The organism is Enterobacter cloacae complex sp. 309I3 (assembly GCF_050031595.1).
Lineage (GTDB): Bacteria > Pseudomonadota > Gammaproteobacteria > Enterobacterales > Enterobacteriaceae > Enterobacter > Enterobacter cloacae.
This window is the reverse complement of sequence record NZ_JBLGWI010000001.1, coordinates 3,861,212-3,877,801: the sequence shown is the minus strand read 5'-3', so window position 1 is coordinate 3,877,801 and position 16,590 is coordinate 3,861,212. Positions and strand designations below refer to the sequence as shown.

At 59.0% G+C, this 16,590-nt stretch carries 15 protein-coding genes; 9 read left to right on the top strand and 6 right to left on the bottom strand.

The genetic code is table 11. The features are described 5' to 3' along the window. Positions 1-6 precede the first annotated feature (6 nt). Genes ACQG22_RS18550 through hycI form a run of 4 tightly spaced genes read left to right on the top strand, consistent with a single transcriptional unit; the run spans position 7 to position 2,177 of the window. On the top strand, positions 7-549 hold the full coding sequence (locus tag ACQG22_RS18550; protein WP_023620172.1) for a formate hydrogenlyase complex iron-sulfur subunit: 543 nt from the start codon (positions 7-9) through the stop codon (positions 547-549). Further along, positions 549-1,316: an NADH-quinone oxidoreductase subunit B family protein gene (locus tag ACQG22_RS18545; protein ID WP_014833050.1), complete on the top strand. Its 768-nt coding sequence runs from the start codon at positions 549-551 to the stop codon at positions 1,314-1,316. The genes ACQG22_RS18550 and ACQG22_RS18545 overlap by 1 nt, the downstream gene beginning before the upstream one ends. Further along, complete coding sequence (locus ACQG22_RS18540; RefSeq protein ID WP_014833049.1) at positions 1,313-1,723, top strand: formate hydrogenlyase maturation HycH family protein; 411 nt, start codon at positions 1,313-1,315, stop codon at positions 1,721-1,723. Before ACQG22_RS18545 ends, ACQG22_RS18540 begins: the two co-directional genes overlap by 4 nt. Then, positions 1,716-2,177, top strand: coding sequence for a hydrogenase maturation peptidase HycI (hycI, locus tag ACQG22_RS18535; protein WP_038420483.1), 462 nt, complete (start codon positions 1,716-1,718; stop codon positions 2,175-2,177). Before ACQG22_RS18540 ends, hycI begins: the two co-directional genes overlap by 8 nt. Positions 2,178-2,237: 60 nt before the next feature. Here hycI and ACQG22_RS18530 read toward each other — a convergent pair whose 3' ends face one another. Beyond that, complete coding sequence (locus tag ACQG22_RS18530; protein ID WP_038420482.1) at positions 2,238-3,662, bottom strand: 6-phospho-beta-glucosidase; 1,425 nt, start codon at positions 3,660-3,662, stop codon at positions 2,238-2,240. An 18-nt stretch (positions 3,663-3,680) separates the two neighbouring features. Beyond that, positions 3,681-5,132 (bottom strand): PTS cellobiose/arbutin/salicin transporter subunit IIBC, encoded by a 1,452-nt coding sequence (gene ascF, locus ACQG22_RS18525; protein ID WP_013098459.1) that lies wholly within the window; start codon positions 5,130-5,132, stop codon positions 3,681-3,683. 215 nt (positions 5,133-5,347) lie between these two features. Here ascF and ACQG22_RS18520 point away from each other — a divergent pair, with 215 nt between their 5' ends. From ACQG22_RS18520 to ACQG22_RS18505, 4 genes are all read left to right on the top strand, one after another. Further along, positions 5,348-6,361 carry a LacI family DNA-binding transcriptional regulator gene (locus tag ACQG22_RS18520; protein ID WP_029883949.1) on the top strand — a complete coding sequence of 338 codons (1,014 nt, stop codon included), beginning with the start codon at positions 5,348-5,350 and terminating at the stop codon, positions 6,359-6,361. Positions 6,362-6,495: 134 nt separating this feature from the next. Then, positions 6,496-7,041 carry an electron transport protein HydN gene (gene hydN / locus ACQG22_RS18515; protein WP_014833044.1) on the top strand — a complete coding sequence of 182 codons (546 nt, stop codon included), beginning with the start codon at positions 6,496-6,498 and terminating at the stop codon, positions 7,039-7,041. Positions 7,042-7,047: 6 nt separating this feature from the next. Next, positions 7,048-9,264, top strand: a complete 2,217-nt coding sequence (hypF, locus tag ACQG22_RS18510; protein WP_369706674.1) for a carbamoyltransferase HypF — start codon at positions 7,048-7,050, stop codon at positions 9,262-9,264. 1 nt (position 9,265) lies between these two features. Next, positions 9,266-10,300: a HoxN/HupN/NixA family nickel/cobalt transporter gene (locus ACQG22_RS18505; protein ID WP_369706675.1), complete on the top strand. Its 1,035-nt coding sequence runs from the start codon at positions 9,266-9,268 to the stop codon at positions 10,298-10,300. A 274-nt stretch (positions 10,301-10,574) separates the two neighbouring features. Here ACQG22_RS18505 and norW read toward each other — a convergent pair whose 3' ends face one another. Further along, positions 10,575-11,708, bottom strand: a complete 1,134-nt coding sequence (gene norW, locus ACQG22_RS18500) for an NADH:flavorubredoxin reductase NorW (protein ID WP_038984768.1) — start codon at positions 11,706-11,708, stop codon at positions 10,575-10,577. Continuing rightward, the gene (gene norV / locus ACQG22_RS18495) at positions 11,705-13,147 is read right to left on the bottom strand and encodes an anaerobic nitric oxide reductase flavorubredoxin (RefSeq protein ID WP_178328313.1); all 1,443 of its coding nucleotides are present in this window, start codon (positions 13,145-13,147) and stop codon (positions 11,705-11,707) included. The genes norW and norV overlap by 4 nt, the downstream gene beginning before the upstream one ends. A gap of 184 nt (positions 13,148-13,331) precedes the next feature. On the opposite strand from norV, the gene norR reads away from it, so the two are divergent. Then, positions 13,332-14,846, top strand: coding sequence for a nitric oxide reductase transcriptional regulator NorR (norR, locus tag ACQG22_RS18490; protein WP_102752694.1), 1,515 nt, complete (start codon positions 13,332-13,334; stop codon positions 14,844-14,846). Here the strand turns inward: norR and gutQ are convergent. Together gutQ and srlR are read right to left on the bottom strand one after the other, a co-directional pair. After that, entirely contained in the window at positions 14,843-15,808 is a 966-nt protein-coding gene (gene gutQ / locus ACQG22_RS18485; protein WP_045902012.1) for an arabinose-5-phosphate isomerase GutQ, read from the bottom strand. The genes norR and gutQ overlap by 4 nt on opposite strands. Then, positions 15,801-16,574 carry a glucitol operon DNA-binding transcriptional repressor SrlR gene (gene srlR, locus ACQG22_RS18480; RefSeq protein ID WP_013098449.1) on the bottom strand — a complete coding sequence of 258 codons (774 nt, stop codon included), beginning with the start codon at positions 16,572-16,574 and terminating at the stop codon, positions 15,801-15,803. Before srlR ends, gutQ begins: the two co-directional genes overlap by 8 nt. Positions 16,575-16,590 lie beyond the last annotated feature (16 nt).

The window sequence follows — 16,590 nt, the reverse complement described above, 5'->3', positions numbered from 1 at the left end:
CTCGTCATGTTTACCTTTATCAAAAAAGTGATCAAAACCGGCACGCCCACCAGCCGCTACCCGCTGGAGCCGATGCCGGTGGATAAAAACTTTCGCGGCAAGCCGGAACACAACCCGCAGCAGTGCATCGGCTGTGCGGCCTGCGTCAACGCCTGTCCGTCGAATGCCCTGACGGTGGAAACGGATCTGAAAACCGGCCAACTGGCCTGGCAGTTTAACCTCGGTCGCTGCATCTTCTGCGGCCGCTGCGAAGAGGTTTGCCCGACGGTCGCCATTCGTCTGTCTCAGGAGTACGAGCTGGCGGTGTGGAAGAAAGAGGACTTTTTGCAGCAGTCGCGTTTTGCCCTGTGTAACTGCCGCGTCTGCAAACGTCCGTTCGCCGTACAAAAAGAGATCGACTACGCCATCGCGCTGCTGAAGCACAACGGCGACGCCCGCGCGGAGCATCATCGCGAAAGCTTTGAAACCTGCCCGGAATGCAAACGGCAGAAATGCCTGCTGCCGTCCGACCGCATCGATATCACCCGTCATATGAGAGAGGCCAGCTGATGGAAAACTTACTCGGTCCGCGCGACGAGCGGGGCATTCCGGTGCCGATGACGGTGGAGGAGTCCATCGCCAGCATGAAGGCGTCGCTGTTGAAAAAAATCAAACGCTCGGCCTACGTTTACCGCGTGGACTGCGGCGGCTGCAACGGCTGCGAGATTGAGATCTTCGCCACGCTGTCACCGCTGTTTGACGCCGAACGCTTCGGCATCAAAGTGGTGCCGTCTCCGCGTCATGCCGACATTCTGCTGTTCACCGGGGCCGTCACCCGCGCCATGCGCTCGCCCGCGCTGCGCGCCTGGCAGTCTGCGCCCGATCCGAAAATCTGCATCTCCTACGGCGCCTGCGGTAACAGCGGCGGCATCTTCCATGACCTCTACTGCGTATGGGGCGGCACCGACAAAATCGTACCGGTGGACGTCTACATTCCGGGCTGTCCGCCGACGCCTGCCGCCACGCTGTACGGCTTTGCCATGGCGCTCGGCCTGCTGGAGCAGAAAATCCACGCTCGTGAACCGGGTGAACCCGACAATCAGCCTGCGATGATCCTGCACCCGGACATGGTGCAGCCGCTGCGGGTGAAGGTCGATCGCACGGCGCGCAGGCTGGCGGGCTATCGCTATGGCCGTCAGATTGCCGACGATTACCTGCGCCTGCTGAGCCAGGGCGAGCACCAGGTGGCGCGCTGGCTGGAGGCGGAAAACGACCCGCGTCTCAATGAGATTGTGGCGAACCTGAACAGCATTGTGGATGAGGCGCGTATCCGATGAGTGAGACGGTGGTGTTCAGTCAGCTGAGCCGTAAATTTATTGATGAGAACGATGCCACGCCGGACGCGGCGCAGCAGGTGGTCTATTACAGCCTGGCGATTGGGCATCACCTCGGGGTGATCGACTGCCTGGAGGCGGCGCTGAGCTGCCCGTGGTCCGACTATCTGGCGTGGATCGCCACGCTGGAAGAGGGCAGTACGGCGCGGCGCAAAATGGAAGGGGTACCGAAGTACGGTGAGATCGTTATCGACGCCAACCATATTGCGATGCTGGCGAACGCGTTTGACGCGGCGCTGAAACGGCAAACCCCCGAACAGCAGGCGTGGAGCAAAACGCTGCTCAGCATGCTGCATGATATTCATCAGGAAAGTGCCATCTACCTGATGGTGAGGAGATTACGTGACTGACGTTTTACTGTGTGTCGGCAACAGCATGATGGGCGACGACGGCGCAGGCCCGCTGCTGGCAGAGATGTGTGCCGCGAACCCGCAGGGCAACTGGGTGGTGATTGACGGCGGCAGCGCGCCGGAAAACGACGTGGTGGCCATCCGCGAGCTTCACCCTGATCGGCTGTTGATTGTCGATGCTACGGATATGGGGCTGAACCCGGGGGACATCCGCCTGATCGACCCAGACGACATTGCCGACATGTTCATGATGACCACGCATAATATGCCGCTTAACTATCTGGTGGATCAGATCAAAGAGGACGTGGGCGAGGTGCTGTTTCTGGGCATTCAGCCGGACATCGTCGGATTTTATTACCCGATGACACCCCCGGTGAAAGCCGCGGTGGAAGTGGTCTATTCACGGCTTGCGGGGTGGGTTGGAAAGGGTGGGTTTGAACCCCTCTCCTCATAGGGGAGAGGGCGTTTTTTGTCCCCTCTCCCTGTGGGAGAGGGTTAGGGTGAGGGCAACAGGCTACGCCAGATCCCCCCCGTTACTCGCAATCACCTTCTTATACCACCAGAACGATTTCTTGCGTTTGCGCTCCAGCGTGCCGTTTCCGGCATCGTCGCGGTCCACATAGACAAACCCGTAGCGCTTGCTCATTTCGCCCGTTGAGGCCGCCACCAGGTCAATGCAGCCCCAGGTGGTATAGCCCATCAGCGGCACGCCGTCCTCAATGGCATCGCCCATCGCGCGGATATGCTCGCGCAGATAGCTGATGCGGTAGTCATCGTTAATTTCGCCGTTTTCATCAATGACATCTTTTGCGCCGAGGCCGTTTTCCACCAGGAACAGCGGTTTCTGATAACGGTCGTACATCATGTTCATGGTGATGCGCAGGCCGAGCGGATCGATGCCCCAGCCCCATTCGCTCACCTGAATATGCGGGTTGCGCAGGGATTTGACGATGTTCGCCGCATTGGTATTGTTCGCGTTCATATCGGCCGACGCGCAGCGCGAGGCGTAATAGCTGAACGACACAAAATCGACGGTGTTTTTCAGCATTTCGTCGTCGCCCGGATCTTTCACAATCACCACCCCTTTTTCGCGGAACACGCGGGCGGAGTAGGCCGGATAGCTGCCGCGCGCCTGCACGTCGATGAAGAACAGGTTCTCGCGGTCCTTCTCCAGCGCCATCCATACGTCTTCCGGCTTGCAGGAGTAAGGGTAGAAATTCCCGCCCGCCAGCATGCAGCCAACCTGGTTTTCCGGGTTTACCTCGTGGGCGATTTTGGTCGCCAGCGCGCTTGCGACCAGCTCGTGGTGCGCGGCCTGGTATTTCACCTGATCTTCGTTTTCACCTTCTTCGAACACCAGCCCCGCGCCGGAGAACGGGCTGTGCAGCATGATGTTGATCTCGTTGAAGGTGAGCCAGTATTTCACCAGACCGTTAAATTCTTCGAAACAGGTGCGGGCGTAGCGGGCGAAGAAATCGACCATCTTGCGGTTGCGCCAGGAGCCGTACTCCGTCACCAGATGCATCGGCACGTCGAAGTGGCACAAGGTGACCAGCGGCTCAATGTTGTACTTTTTGCACTCTTCAAACACCGCGCGATAAAAGGCAATGCCCTCTTTGTTCGGCAGCGGTTCGTCGCCGTTCGGGTAGAGGCGGCTCCAGGCAATCGAGGTGCGGAACACCGTAAAGCCCATCTCCGCCATCAGGGCGATGTCCTCTTTGTAGCGATGGTAAAAATCGATCGCCTCGTGGCTTGGGTAAAACTCGTCGTCACGCAGCGAAAAACGCTTTTCCTTACCAAGCTTCACCGCCAGGCGGTTTGCGCCGTGAGGGATCATATCGACCGTGGTCAGCCCTTTGCCGCCTTCACGGTAAGCGCCTTCGCTCTGGTTGGCGGCAAGCGCGCCGCCCCATAAAAATCCTTGTGGAAAAACAGACATTTCTACCTCGTTATACGGTTAAACTTGTGCGGTTTTGGCCTGCACCGGCGCGCTCTGCAGGGCGCGGGCTTTTTCAGCCTCGTCTTCGACCGGGATATCTTCAAAGCCTAATATCAGGGTCAGCACGAAGGAGAGCACGACCGCCAGCGCCATGACGCCGAATACCCAGACAATGGTCATCGGGTTGGCCGGATCGAAGAACTGCACGCTGGTAAACAGCCCCGGCGCCGCCATTGAGTGGCTGGCAAGCCCCGCAATACCGGCCACCGCGCCACAGATAAAGCCGCTAATCAGGCTGGCAATCAGCGGGCGTTTCAGGCGAACCGCCACGCCATACAGCGCCGGTTCAGAGATGCCCGCCATGATGGCGGAAGCCGCCGCGGCCAGCGCCGTCTGGCGCAGCTCCGGGTTTTTCGTTTTCCACGCCACCGCCAGGGATGAACCGCCGAGCGACAGGTTGGCACCGATTTCCGACGGCATCACCATCCCCTCTTTACCCGTTTCGGCAATGGTCTGAATGATAGTCGGGGTAAAGACGCGGTGCATCCCGGTCATGACCAGCAGCGGCCAGAGCGCGCCCATGATCGCCACGGAGAGCCAGCCCAGATAGCCGTGGATGGTGTAGACCAGCGCGGAGATGGCGCTGCCGATCCAGATCCCCAGCGGCCCAATCAGCACGATGGCGAGCGGGGCGGCAATCAGCACGATCAGCATCGGCTTGAGGAAGTTTTTCGTCACCGCAGGCGTAATGCGATCCACCCAGCGTTCGATATACGACAGGCACCAGGTCATCACCAGCGCCGGGATCACGGTGTAGGTGTATTTCACCGCCGTCACCGGGATAAACGCGAATTCGACGTGCTCACCCTGCGCGGCTTTCGCCATCAGCTCGATAAAGCTCGGGTGCACCAGCACGCCTGCAATGGCGATCGCCAGCGACATGTTGGTTTTGAATTTCACCGCGGCAGATGCTGCCACCATCAGCGGCAGGAAGAAGAACGCCCCGTCGCCGATGACGGTCAAAATGGTGAGCGTCGGCGCGCCTTTCTCCAGCACGCCGGTCATCTCAAGGATCATCGCCAGCAGCTTGACCATCGAGCCGCCGATGATCGCCGGGATCAGCGGCGACATGGTGCCAATCAGCGCGTCGAGGATCCCGGCACCGATGCGGCGCAGGGTCAATTTCTGTGGGCCTTCCGGTACGGCAGGCTGCAGGTCGGTTGGCAGCAGGCTCACCACCTCACGGTAAGCCTGAGAAACGGTATTGCCGATAATCACCTGGCACTGGTTGTCGTTACGTACCACGCCCAGTACGCCGCTGATATTTTTCAGGCGTGCGGTATCGGTAGCGGTTTCGTCTTTCAGGACGAAACGCAGTCGCGTCATGCAATGGGTGACGGCGACGATGTTGTCTTTGCCGCCAAGCGCGCTGACAACGTCTTGCGCCAGCGCGGCATAATTTTTGGCCATCGGATGTGATCCTGTTGTCGTTTTGAGAGTATGTAGGAAACCGGTTCCACATAATCATCATGAGTTTCTTTGAATGAAACAAGATCGCATTTTGACCATTTTTTCATTTCGTGATGGCGATCACCAGACGGTTCAAAAAGCGTGAGCGCGTCGTTGCGACAATTGTTTTGCAGTGCAGTACACTGCGTGCCATCAGTATGAAAGGGAATAACAACATGACCACGATGCTTGAAGTGGCGAAGCGGGCAGGCGTTTCGAAAGCGACGGTTTCCCGGGTGCTGTCGGGGAATGGCTATGTCAGCCAGGAGACCAAAGACCGGGTGTTTCAGGCCATCGAAGAGAGCGGCTATCGCCCCAATTTGCTGGCGCGCAACCTGGCGACCAAACGCACCCAGACGCTGGGACTGGTGGTGACCAACACCCTGTATCACGGCGTCTATTTTAGTGAGTTGCTGTTTCACGCCGCCCGCATGACGGAAGAGAAAGGGCGGCAGCTGATCCTGGCGGACGGCAAGCACAGCGCCGATGAAGAGCGCGAAGCCATCCAGTACCTGCTTGATATGCGCTGTGACGCGGTCATTATCTATCCGCGTTTCCTGAGCGTGGAAGAGATGGACGAGATCGTCGAGAAATACGAGCAGCCGATCATGGTACTGAACCGTCGCCTGCGTAAAAACAGCAGCCACAGCGTCTGGTCAGATCATAAAGCCTCCTGTCAGGAAGCGGTGTCACAGCTGATTGAGAAAGGGCACCGTGACATTGCGTTTATCACCGGCTCGCTGGATTCGCCCACGGGCGTGGAGCGTCTTTCTGGCTACAAAGACGCCCTGGCGCAACACCAGATCCCGCTGCGTCCGACGCTGATCGCCCACGGCAAATGGAACCCGGCCAGCGGCGCGGCGGCCGTGTCTGAGCTGCTCTCGCGCGGCGAAACCTTTACCGCGCTGGTGGCGAGTAACGACGATATGGCGATTGGCGCCATGAAACAGCTTCACGACAGCGGCGTCGCCACGCCTGATGCGGTGTCGGTGGTAGGCTTCGACGATGTGGCGATTGCGCCCTACATCGTGCCCTCGCTCTCCAGCGTGCGTATTCCGGTTACGGAGATGATTAAAGAGACCATCAGCCGCCTGATTTTTATGCTCGACGGCGGCGAGTTTAAATATCAGCAAACCTTCTCGGGTGAGCTTATCCTGCGCGACTCTGTCATCGACGGCCCGCACCGCTGATGTCGACAGCTGTCATCGTCAGAAGTGACGATGACAGCCCTGGCGTCATTTTCTAAATCACTATAAATCAACGAGTTAAAAACTGGCACGGTTTATGAATATCTCCGCGCATGACTGTAATGCTGGAGAAGCAGATGAACCGTTTTATTATGGCTGATGCCAGTAAATGCATTGGCTGCCGTACCTGTGAAGTGGCGTGCGTGGTGTCTCATCAGGCGGAGCAGGATTGCGCTTCGCTTACGCCAGAGACCTTTTTGCCGCGGATCCACGTCATCAAAGGCGTGAATATTTCCACCGCCGCTATTTGCCGTCAGTGCGAAGATGCGCCGTGCGCCAACGTCTGCCCTAACGGGGCAATCAAACGTGAAAAAGGCTTTGTGCATGTGATGCAGGCGCGCTGTATCGGCTGTAAAACCTGCGTGGTCGCCTGCCCGTATGGCGCGATGGAGGTGGTGGTTCGTCCGGTGGTCCGCAACAGCGGCATGGGGCTGAACGTGCGGGCGGAAAAAGCCGAAGCCAACAAATGCGATCTTTGCTATCACCGTGACGCCGGTCCGGCCTGTATGGAGGCCTGCCCGACACACGCGCTGGTTTGCGTGGATCGCGATAAGCTCGAGCAGATGAGCGCCGAAAAGCGCCGTCGCGCAGCGTTCGATACCACCTCATCTCTGCTGTTCTGATCCGTCATGGGCGGTAACGGCGTACAGTTGCGGGTGCGTGGCAAGGTACAGGGCGTGGGCTTTCGGCCCTTCGTCTGGCAACTGGCTCAGGCGCTGCAGTTGACCGGCGATGTCTGCAACGACGGAGAGGGCGTGCTGGTGCGCCTCGCGGGTAATGGGGGGCATTTCACCGCGAGGCTGCGCCAGGACTGCCCGCCGCTGGCGCGCATCGAGAGTATCGACACGCAGCCGTTCCACTGGTCAACGCTGCCAGAGACATTCACCATTCGCCACAGCGCGGGCGGAGCAATGGACACCCAGATTGTACCGGATGCCGCCACCTGTCCCGCGTGCCTTGCGGAGATGAACGATCCGCACGAGCGCCGCTATCGTTACCCGTTTATTAACTGCACCCACTGCGGCCCGCGTTTTACCATTATCCGCGCCATGCCGTATGACCGCCCGGCCACGGCCATGGCGCCATTCCCGCTCTGCTCGCCGTGCGAAACGGAATACCGCAACCCTGCGGACCGACGTTTTCACGCCCAGCCCGTGGCTTGCCCGGACTGCGGCCCTGAGCTTGAGTGGCGGGCGGGCGACGTCACTGCTGCCGGTGAGGCTGCGCTGAACGCGGCGGTGCAAACGCTGAAAAACGGTGGCATCGTTGCTATCAAAGGGCTGGGCGGATTTCATCTGGCCTGCGACGCGCTTAACCCGCAGGCGGTGGCAATGCTGCGGGCACGTAAGCAGCGTCCGGGGAAACCGCTGGCGGTGATGATCCCGAACGCCGATGGCCTTCCGCAGCCGGTGCAAACACGGCTGCGCTCGCCTGCCGCGCCCATCGTGCTGATCCCTAAAGCCTGGCTGCCGGCCTTCCCGGACGACATCGCGCCGGGCCTGGATAGCCTCGGTGTGATGCTCCCGGCCAATCCGCTGCAGCATTTGCTGATGCAGGAGACGCAACGCCCGCTGGTGATGACCTCCGGCAACCTCAGCGGCAGACCGCCTGCCATCAGTAATCCACAGGCGCTGGAACAGCTCGCAGAGATTGCTGACGGTTTTCTGCTCCATAACCGCGACATCCTGCAGCGGATGGACGATTCCGTGATTGATCAGGACGGGGCCATGCTGCGTCGGGCGCGTGGATTCGTGCCGGATGCCATCACGTTACCCGCCGGTTTTAGCTCTGTTCCCTCTATTCTGGCGACCGGTGCCGACATGAAGAATACCTTCTGTCTGGTGCGCGGTAACCAGGCGGTGCTGAGCCAGCATTTTGGCGATCTCAGTGACGACGGTGTCGAGGCCCAGTGGCGTTCAGCACTGTCGTTGATGCAGCAGATCTACGCCTTTCAGCCAGAGCGGCTGGTGTGCGATGCCCATCCTGGCTATCACGCCCGGCACTGGGCACAGGAGCAGGCGCTGCCGGTCGATACCGTACTGCATCATCACGCGCATGCCGCGGCCTGCCTTGCCGAAAACGGCTGGCCGCTCGACGGTGGCGACGCCATCGCCCTGACGCTGGACGGGATCGGCATGGGCGAGCACGGCGCGCTGTGGGGCGGGGAGTGTCTGCGGGTGAACTACCTTGAGTGCGAGCATCTGGACGGTCTGCCCACCGTGGCGATGCCGGGCGGCGATCTCGCGGCCATGCAGCCCTGGCGAAATCTGCTGGCACACTGCCTGGCGTTTGTTCCTGGCTGGCAACGCTACCCGGAAACCCGCGCCGTACGTTCGCAAAACTGGCCGCTTTTAGCGACCGCCGTTCAGCGCGGCCTTAACGCGCCGCTGGCGTCGTCCTGCGGGCGGTTGTTTGATGCGGTGGCCTGTGCTCTGGGTATTGAAACACAACGCTATGAAGGCGAAGCCGCCTGCAGGCTGGAGGCGCTGGCCGCGCAGTGCCCGGGTGTTGAGCACCCGGTGACGCTTCAGGTTGAAAACCTTGCGCTCTTCTGGCAGCAGTGGCTGGCCTGGCAGGCGCAACCCTGCGAGCGCGCGTGGGCCTTTCACGATGCGCTGGCAAAAGGGCTGGCGGCGTTAGCCCGACACCATGCCCGACGCCTGTCGCTCTCTACCGTCTGTTTCAGCGGCGGCGTGTTGCATAACCGCCTGCTGCGGGCGCGTCTGCGGGTACACCTCTCTGATTTCACGCTTCTTTTTCCCCATCATCTGCCTGCGGGTGACGGGGCTATCTCCTTCGGGCAGGCGGTGGTTGCCGCAGCCCGGTCATGTTCAAAAAGGATGTAAAATGTTACGACGCTTACGCAATGAACCTCGCGCCGCGCTCCTGCTGCTGGCGCTGGTAATGGCTAATCTTCTGGCGTGGGGCTGGGCGTGGAACGCCTTTAGCAGCAGTTCTGCGTTAATGGCCGCAAGCCTGCTTGCCTGGTGCTATGGGTTGCGTCACGCGGTGGATGCTGACCACATCGCGGCCATTGATACCGTGACACGCAAGATGATGCAGCAGGGCAAGCGCCCCTCTGGTGTCGGGGCGTGGTTCTCACTGGGGCACTCCACCATTGTGGTGCTGGCCTCCATCGCCATTGCCGCGACGGCGACCGCGTTTCAGAAAAATATGGCCTGGTTTCATGAAACCGGCAGCCTGATTGGCACGGCCGTCTCCGCGACGTTCCTGCTGGCGATGGCGTTAGTCAATATGGTGATTTTGCGCGGCGTCTGGCGCAATTTCCAGGCGCTGAAAAACGGGCAGGCGGTGCAGGGAGACATCTCCCTCCCGGCGCAGGGCGGAGTAATGAACTGGCTGTTTGGCGCGACTTTCCGCCTGGTCAACAAAAGCTGGCAGATGTATCTGGTCGGTTTTCTGTTCGGGCTTGGTTTTGATACCGCCACCGAAATCGGCGTGCTCGGGATCTCTGCCGCCAGCGCCTCAAACGGCATGTCGGTGTGGTCAATCATGATCTTCCCGGCGCTTTTCGCCAGCGGCATGGCGCTGGTGGATACCCTCGACAACCTGCTGATGGTGGGGGCTTACGGTTGGGCATTTAACAAGCCGCAGCGCAAGCTCTACTACAACATGACCATTACCGGTACCTCTGTGGTGGTGGCGGTGTTTATCGGCGGGCTGGAAGCGCTTGGGCTGCTGATGGATAAATTTGCCCTCAGCGGCGGCATCTGGGATCGCATTGGTGCCGTCAACGATAACCTCGGCAACGCCGGTTTTGTGGTGGTTGGGCTGTTTGTCGCCTGCTGGCTGATCTCCATGATCAACTACCGCTGGCGCGGCTACGACGCGCTGGTCATACATTCCAGAGCGCTGCGCTAAAACCATTGTGTTTGAGGGGTAAAATCGCCATGATGTCGTTCCGGTAAAGCGAAGCAGGGTGCCGTTTTACTGGAAAAATGGAATGAATATCTTGCTGTTTATGAAGGTTTTTACGCTTTTATATTCAGTTAAATAATAAGTTAAGGACAGATGGCGATGATTTACCTCTTTTGTATTTATCTTGCTAATAGATTACGTAAAAAAAAGCCCCGGGGCATCGGGGCTGCGGATAATAAAATCCCAGGGTTAAGTAAGCGTGGTAAAAGGTTAAGGGTTAAGCGGGCAGCGATTTCAGTAGCGCGAAAGCCTCCTTCATCCGATCTTCGCTAACCACGAAGGCGCGGAGCTGGCCATCGGCGTCAGAGCCGCGCGCGACCATTCCCTGAGCTTCCACAGCGATCTGCCAGTTCAGATCCTGGCGCTGGGTTTCACCTGCCAGATGCAGCGGCAACGCCGGCGTTTTCACCTTCACCAGCATGGCCGGTAATTTCAGCGGCGCGCTGTTGCCGAGCAGGTTTTTTGCCAGATACATTGCGCTAAGCTGGATCGGCTGCAGGAAAGGCAGTACCTGGCCGTTGATTTCCGCGCAGTCCCCCAGGGCGTAAATGTCGGGTTGCGTGGTTTGCAGGTAGCTATTCACCTTCACGCCACGGCCTGTTTCAGCGCCTGCGCGGTGCGCCAGCGCCGTTTCCGGGCGCAACCCCGTCGCGGCAACCACCACATCGACTTCCAGGCTGCGATGGCGGTCAAGCGTCGCGCGAATGCCGCCTTCGGTTTCGCTCAGATGTTGCAGTTGCGATTTCAACAGCAGATGCACGCCCATGTCGGTCAGACGGTGCTGTAAGCGACTGCTTACTTCTGCAGGCATCAAGGCCGACAGAATGCTTGCCGCGTGGTCGACCAGGGTGACGGCTTTACCCGCCCGACAAAAATCCATCGCCAGCTCGGTGCCAATCAAACCGCCGCCAACAATCATTACCCGTTTTGCATCACGAAGCTTCGTTTCGCTGGCCCGATATTCCTGCTGGCTGTTGAGCGTCATCATCAGCTCGCGGCCGGTAACCGGCGGCACGAACGCAGAGGCCCCCGTCGCCAGCACCAGCTTGTCGTACTGCCAGGTTTTATCTTTCGCTTTTACCACGTGGGCATCGGCGTCAATATCGGTGACCCAGGTGTACGGAAACAGACGCAGGTTGAACTGCTCCGCGAACTCCCCCGCCGTCTGGCGGGTGAGATCGTCGGCGCGCTGGTTCAGGCTAATCACATGGCTTAAATCGGGCTTGTTGTACTCGTCCATGCTGTCGGCCGCGATCATCGTCAGCGGCACATTAGCGTCCTGTTTGCGGATATTTTTCACCAGCTGGCGGGCGGCAAAACCCGAGCCGATGATGACGATACCGTTGCTCATTTTGCCTCCGTTGCCAGTTCGTCAAAGACGTCTTTTCCGAGGGAACATTCCGGGCAGAGGAAGTTGTCCGGCACCTCACTCCACGGCGTACCTGGAGCCACGTCCTGCAACGGCTCGCCCAGTTCCGGGTCGTAGATCCACTGGCAGACGCTGCACTGCATGCGTGGACCGAGATCGGGGCTGGCTGCCCCGGCACAGGTTTGCGGCTGTTCGGCGGGGAGTGCTGCGGCCTCAGGAAGCGGTGCAAGCGCCCACTGACGAGCAATATCGCGGCCGTGCTGACGACAGACTTCCAGCGCGTCAAGATCCGGGCGCCATTTGGCCTTCAGGCTCATGGACATCTCAAAACCGGCATCCTGCAGGCGGGTGGAGAGACGATCTACCGCGCCGCCGCTCCAGCCGTGGGAGCCAAAGGCGCTGGCGCGTTTGTTACGGAAGCGCAGGCCGGTCATCTCTTCCACCAGGCCAGCAATTTTCGGCATCATCACGTTGTTCATGGTGGAGGTGCCCACCAGCACGCCCTTAGAGCGGAAGACATTGGTGAGGATCTCGTTTTTATCGCTGCGCGCCACGTTGAAGATTTTCACCGCCACGTTCGGGTCCACCTCGTTGATGCCCTGGGCGATGGCGTCTGCCATCATGCGGGTGTTGTTGGACATGGTGTCGTAGAAAATCGTGATGCGGTCTTCCTGATAATCCGCCGCCCATTTCAGGTACAGCTCAACGATCTGGGTGGGGTTTTCACGCCACACCACGCCGTGGGAGGTGGCAATCATATCCACCGGCAGGTTGAAGCCGAGGATCTCGGTGATTTTGGGCGTCACCAGACGGCTGAACGGGGTCAGGATGTTGGCGTAGTAGCGCTGGCACTGTTCGAACAGCTCGGTCTGATCCACTTCATCGTTAAACAGGCGTTCGTCGCAGTAGTGCTGACCAAAGGCGTCGTTGCTGAACAGCACCGCGTCGCCGGTCAGGTAGGTCATCATGCTGTCCGGCCAGTGCAGCATCGGGGTTTCTACGAAGATCAGCTGTTTACCGTTACCAATATCCAGCGTGTCGCCGGTTTTCACGGTGTGGAAGTTCCACTCCGGATGGTGATGGTGACCGTTGATGGAGTCGATGGCGTTGGTGGTGCAGTAGATCGGGGTATCCGGAATGTGGGACATCAACTCGGTCAACGCCCCGGCGTGATCCTCTTCCGCGTGGTTGATGATAATGTAGTCGATGTCGTTCAGATCGATTTCACTGCGCAGGTTCTGCACGAACTCGCGGCTGAATTTATGATCGACGGTATCGATCAGTACGTTTTTACCTTCACGAATGAGATAGCTGTTATAGCTGCTGCCGCGCAGCGTTTTATATTCCGTTCCGTGAAAATCACGCACTTCCCAGTCACGTTGACCAACCCAATGAATGTTATTTTTAACCAGAATAGACATAGCAACCTCAAATAATACGGCGTGTTGAATAAGTTGTTTTGTCTATATCAACTTGCGTGCCAACTTTTATTTTATTGATTTTTATGGATTAAATTTTTTATGCCCCGGAATGGGTAGTCATTATGACTATCGTTAAAGATGTCAATATGACACTATGTATTGTCAAAATGACAGCGAGGCAGACATGAGCTTTTCCGTAGACGTGCTGGCGAAAATCGCCATTGAACTGCAAACCGGCATCGGGCATCAGGATCGTTTTCAGCGGCTGATCTCCACGCTGCGCCACGTGCTGGACTGCGATGCTTCGGCGCTGCTGCGCTACGAGGGACGGCAGTTTATTCCGCTGGCCATCGACGGGCTGGCGCAGGACGTGCTCGGGCGACGCTTTACGCTGGAAGGCCACCCGCGGCTGGAGACCATCGCCCGGGCGGGTGACGTAGTGCGTTTTCCGGCAGACAGCGATCTGCCCGACCCGTACGACGGCCTTATACCTGGGCAGGAGAGCCTGAAGGTGCACGCCTGTATCGGCCTGCCGCTGTTTGCCGGACAAAACCTGATTGGGGCGCTGACACTCGACGGCATGTCGCCGGACCAGTTCGATACCTTCAGCGACGAAGAACTGCGCCTGATTGCGGCCCTGGCGGCCGGGGCGCTGAACAATGCTCTGCTGATTGAACAGCTGGAGAGCCAGAATATTCTTCCCGGCAGCCCGGCGGCGTTTGAACAGGTCGCGCATACGGAGATGATTGGCCTCTCGCCAGGCATGGTACAACTCAAAAAAGAGATTGAGATCGTCGCGGCATCCGATTTGAACGTGCTGATCTTCGGTGAGACCGGCACCGGTAAAGAGCTGGTGGCGAAATCCATTCACGAAGCTTCACCGCGTGCGGCCAACCCGCTGGTCTACCTTAACTGCGCCGCACTGCCGGAAAGCGTGGCGGAAAGCGAGCTGTTTGGTCACGTCAAAGGGGCATTTACCGGGGCCATCAGCAACCGCAGCGGCAAGTTTGAAATGGCCGATAACGGCACGCTGTTCCTCGATGAAATAGGCGAGCTTTCGCTGTCGCTGCAGGCCAAGCTGCTGCGCGTATTACAGTACGGTGATATTCAGCGCGTGGGAGACGACCGCAGCTTACGGGTCAACGTGCGCGTGCTGGCGGCAACCAACCGCGACCTGCGCGAAGCGGTGCTGAACGGCAATTTCCGCGCCGATCTGTTCCATCGTCTGAGTGTTTTTCCGCTTACCGTGCCGCCGCTGCGCGAGCGTGGGGACGATGTGGTGCTGCTGGCGGGTTTTTTCTGCGAACAGTGTCGGCTCAAAATGGGCTTGTCGCGCGTGGTATTAAGCCCGGGGGCGCGAAGCCATCTGCTGACCTACGGCTGGCCGGGTAATGTACGCGAGCTGGAGCACGCCATCCATCGCGCGGTGGTGCTGGCGCGGGCGACGCGCTCGGGGGATGAAATCGTGATTCATGCGCGCCATTTTGCCCTGCATGATGAAAATATACCGTCCGTGAAGCCCGCTGCGCCTGAAAACGTGAACGAGAACCTGCGTGAAGCGACGGAAGAATTTCAGCGTCAGATGATTACCCGCGCGCTGGAACAGAACAACCGCAGCTGGGCGGCGTGCGCGCGGGCGCTGGAAATGGACGTCGCCAACCTGCACCGGCTGGCGAAGCGTCTGGGACTGAAGGGTTAAATAATGCCTGCCTGGTAGAAATCCTGCAGGTTGATGGCGCCGCACAGGCGGCCAGCGTCATCCACCACCGGCGCGGCGGTGATTTTACGTTTCATCAGCACCTCTTTGGCTTCAATGGCGCGGCTGTTGGCATTCAGCGTTAACCCGCCAGAGGTCATCGCTTCTGAGACGCGTGCCTCCAGCTTGCCGCCGCCCACCAGCCAGCGGCGCAGGTCGCCGTCGGTAAAGACGCCTTTAACCTGGCGCGTATCGTCGCAGACGGCGACCAGCCCCAGCCCGGTGCGGCTCAGCTCCAGCATCGCGTCCATCACGCTGGTGTCGAGTTTGACCTGCGGGATGGCATCGCCAGAGCGCATCAGGTGATGAACATTATTCAGCAGCCGTGCGCCGAGCGCCCCGGCAGGGTGTGAACGGGCGAAATCTTCTTCATTGAAACCGCGCGCCTGCATCACCGCCATTGCCAGCGCGTCGCCCATCATCAGGGTGTTGACGGTGCTGGAGGTGGGGGCGAGGTGCATCGGGCAGGCTTCGCGCTCCACGGCAATATCCAGCACCGCTTTGGCCGCCAGCGCCAGCGGCGAACGGGATTTACCGGTCATGGCCAGCAGGGCGATCGATTTTTCCTGCAGGCGCGGGATGATGAGATCCAGCTCTTTGGCCGAGCCGGAGTAGGAGATAAACAGCATCACGTCACGGCTTTCAATCATCCCCAGATCGCCGTGCAGGGCTTCAGCCGGGTGCACGAAGAACGCCGGTGTCCCGGTGCTCGCCAGCGTTGCGGCAATTTTTTTGCCGATGTGGCCGGACTTGCCGATCCCGGAGACAATCACTTTGCCTTTGCACTCGATAATAATATTGGCGGCGCGCACAAAATCTTCACCCAGCCTTTCTGGCAGGCGGCTGGCTTCCTGCAGCTCCAGCATCAGGGTCTGACGGCCTGCGTTTAACAGAAAATCACTCATCTTTTTCTCCAGTTACGATCACATCAATGCCTTTCTCTTCCAGCGCTTTTTTGAACGCCGGATCGATCCCTGCGTCGGTAATCAGCGTATCGACGCTTTCAAGGCTACAGACTATGTTGGGGCTTTTACGGCCAAACTTCGAGGAGTCCGCCATCAAAATAACCTCCCGGGCGGCGTTGCACATGGCTTTACTGACGCTGAACACCTCGTTGAACGTGGTGACACCGGCGTTCAGGTCGATGCCGTCGGTGCCCATAAACAGTTTGTCAAAGCTGAAGTGCTCGAAGGCATTTTCCGCCAGCTGGCCGTGAAAGGACGCCGATTTCTTACGGAAGGTACCGCCGGGCATCAGAATGGTTTGTTCGCTGTCGAACTCTGCCAGGGCGTTGACGATGTGCAGACTGTTGGTCATCACCGTGATGTTGTTAAAGCGGTTGAGCAGCGGGATCATCTGCAGGACGGTGCTGCCCGCGTCAAGAATAATGGAGTCACCATCATGGATAAATTTCACCGCGGCTTCGGCTATCAGCGCTTTCTGGTGGGTGTTGATCAGCGTTTTGTGATCGATAGGTGGGTCGGCTTCATCTTTGTTGAGCATCACCCCACCGTAGGTTCGAATGACCGCGCCTGCGTTTTCGAGCAATACCAGGTCCTTGCGTATCGTTGTGCCGGTGGTGTCAAAGTAGTGGGCCAGCTCTTCTACTGAGCATTTTCCCTGCTTTTGCAGATGCTCAAGAATGGCCGCCTGCCGCTGACGAGGTTTCATAGGCGCTTCGTTCCTT

Bases quoted from the DNA above. Each gene is read 5' to 3' on its own strand.
- ACQG22_RS18550 (WP_023620172.1), top strand. From the start codon at position 7: ATGTTTACCTTTATCAAAAAAGTGATCAAAACCGGCACGCCCACCAGC.
- ACQG22_RS18545 (WP_014833050.1), top strand. From the start codon at position 549: ATGGAAAACTTACTCGGTCCGCGCGACGAGCGGGGCATTCCGGTGCCG.
- ACQG22_RS18540 (WP_014833049.1), top strand. From the start codon at position 1,313: ATGAGTGAGACGGTGGTGTTCAGTCAGCTGAGCCGTAAATTTATTGAT.
- ACQG22_RS18530 (WP_038420482.1), bottom strand. From the start codon at position 3,662: ATGTCTGTTTTTCCACAAGGATTTTTATGGGGCGGCGCGCTTGCCGCC.
- ascF (WP_013098459.1), bottom strand. From the start codon at position 5,132: ATGGCCAAAAATTATGCCGCGCTGGCGCAAGACGTTGTCAGCGCGCTT.
- ACQG22_RS18520 (WP_029883949.1), top strand. From the start codon at position 5,348: ATGACCACGATGCTTGAAGTGGCGAAGCGGGCAGGCGTTTCGAAAGCG.
- hydN (WP_014833044.1), top strand. From the start codon at position 6,496: ATGAACCGTTTTATTATGGCTGATGCCAGTAAATGCATTGGCTGCCGT.
- hypF (WP_369706674.1), top strand. From the start codon at position 7,048: ATGGGCGGTAACGGCGTACAGTTGCGGGTGCGTGGCAAGGTACAGGGC.
- ACQG22_RS18505 (WP_369706675.1), top strand. From the start codon at position 9,266: ATGTTACGACGCTTACGCAATGAACCTCGCGCCGCGCTCCTGCTGCTG.
- norW (WP_038984768.1), bottom strand. From the start codon at position 11,708: ATGAGCAACGGTATCGTCATCATCGGCTCGGGTTTTGCCGCCCGCCAG.
- norV (WP_178328313.1), bottom strand. From the start codon at position 13,147: ATGTCTATTCTGGTTAAAAATAACATTCATTGGGTTGGTCAACGTGAC.
- norR (WP_102752694.1), top strand. From the start codon at position 13,332: ATGAGCTTTTCCGTAGACGTGCTGGCGAAAATCGCCATTGAACTGCAA.
- gutQ (WP_045902012.1), bottom strand. From the start codon at position 15,808: ATGAGTGATTTTCTGTTAAACGCAGGCCGTCAGACCCTGATGCTGGAG.
- srlR (WP_013098449.1), bottom strand. From the start codon at position 16,574: ATGAAACCTCGTCAGCGGCAGGCGGCCATTCTTGAGCATCTGCAAAAG.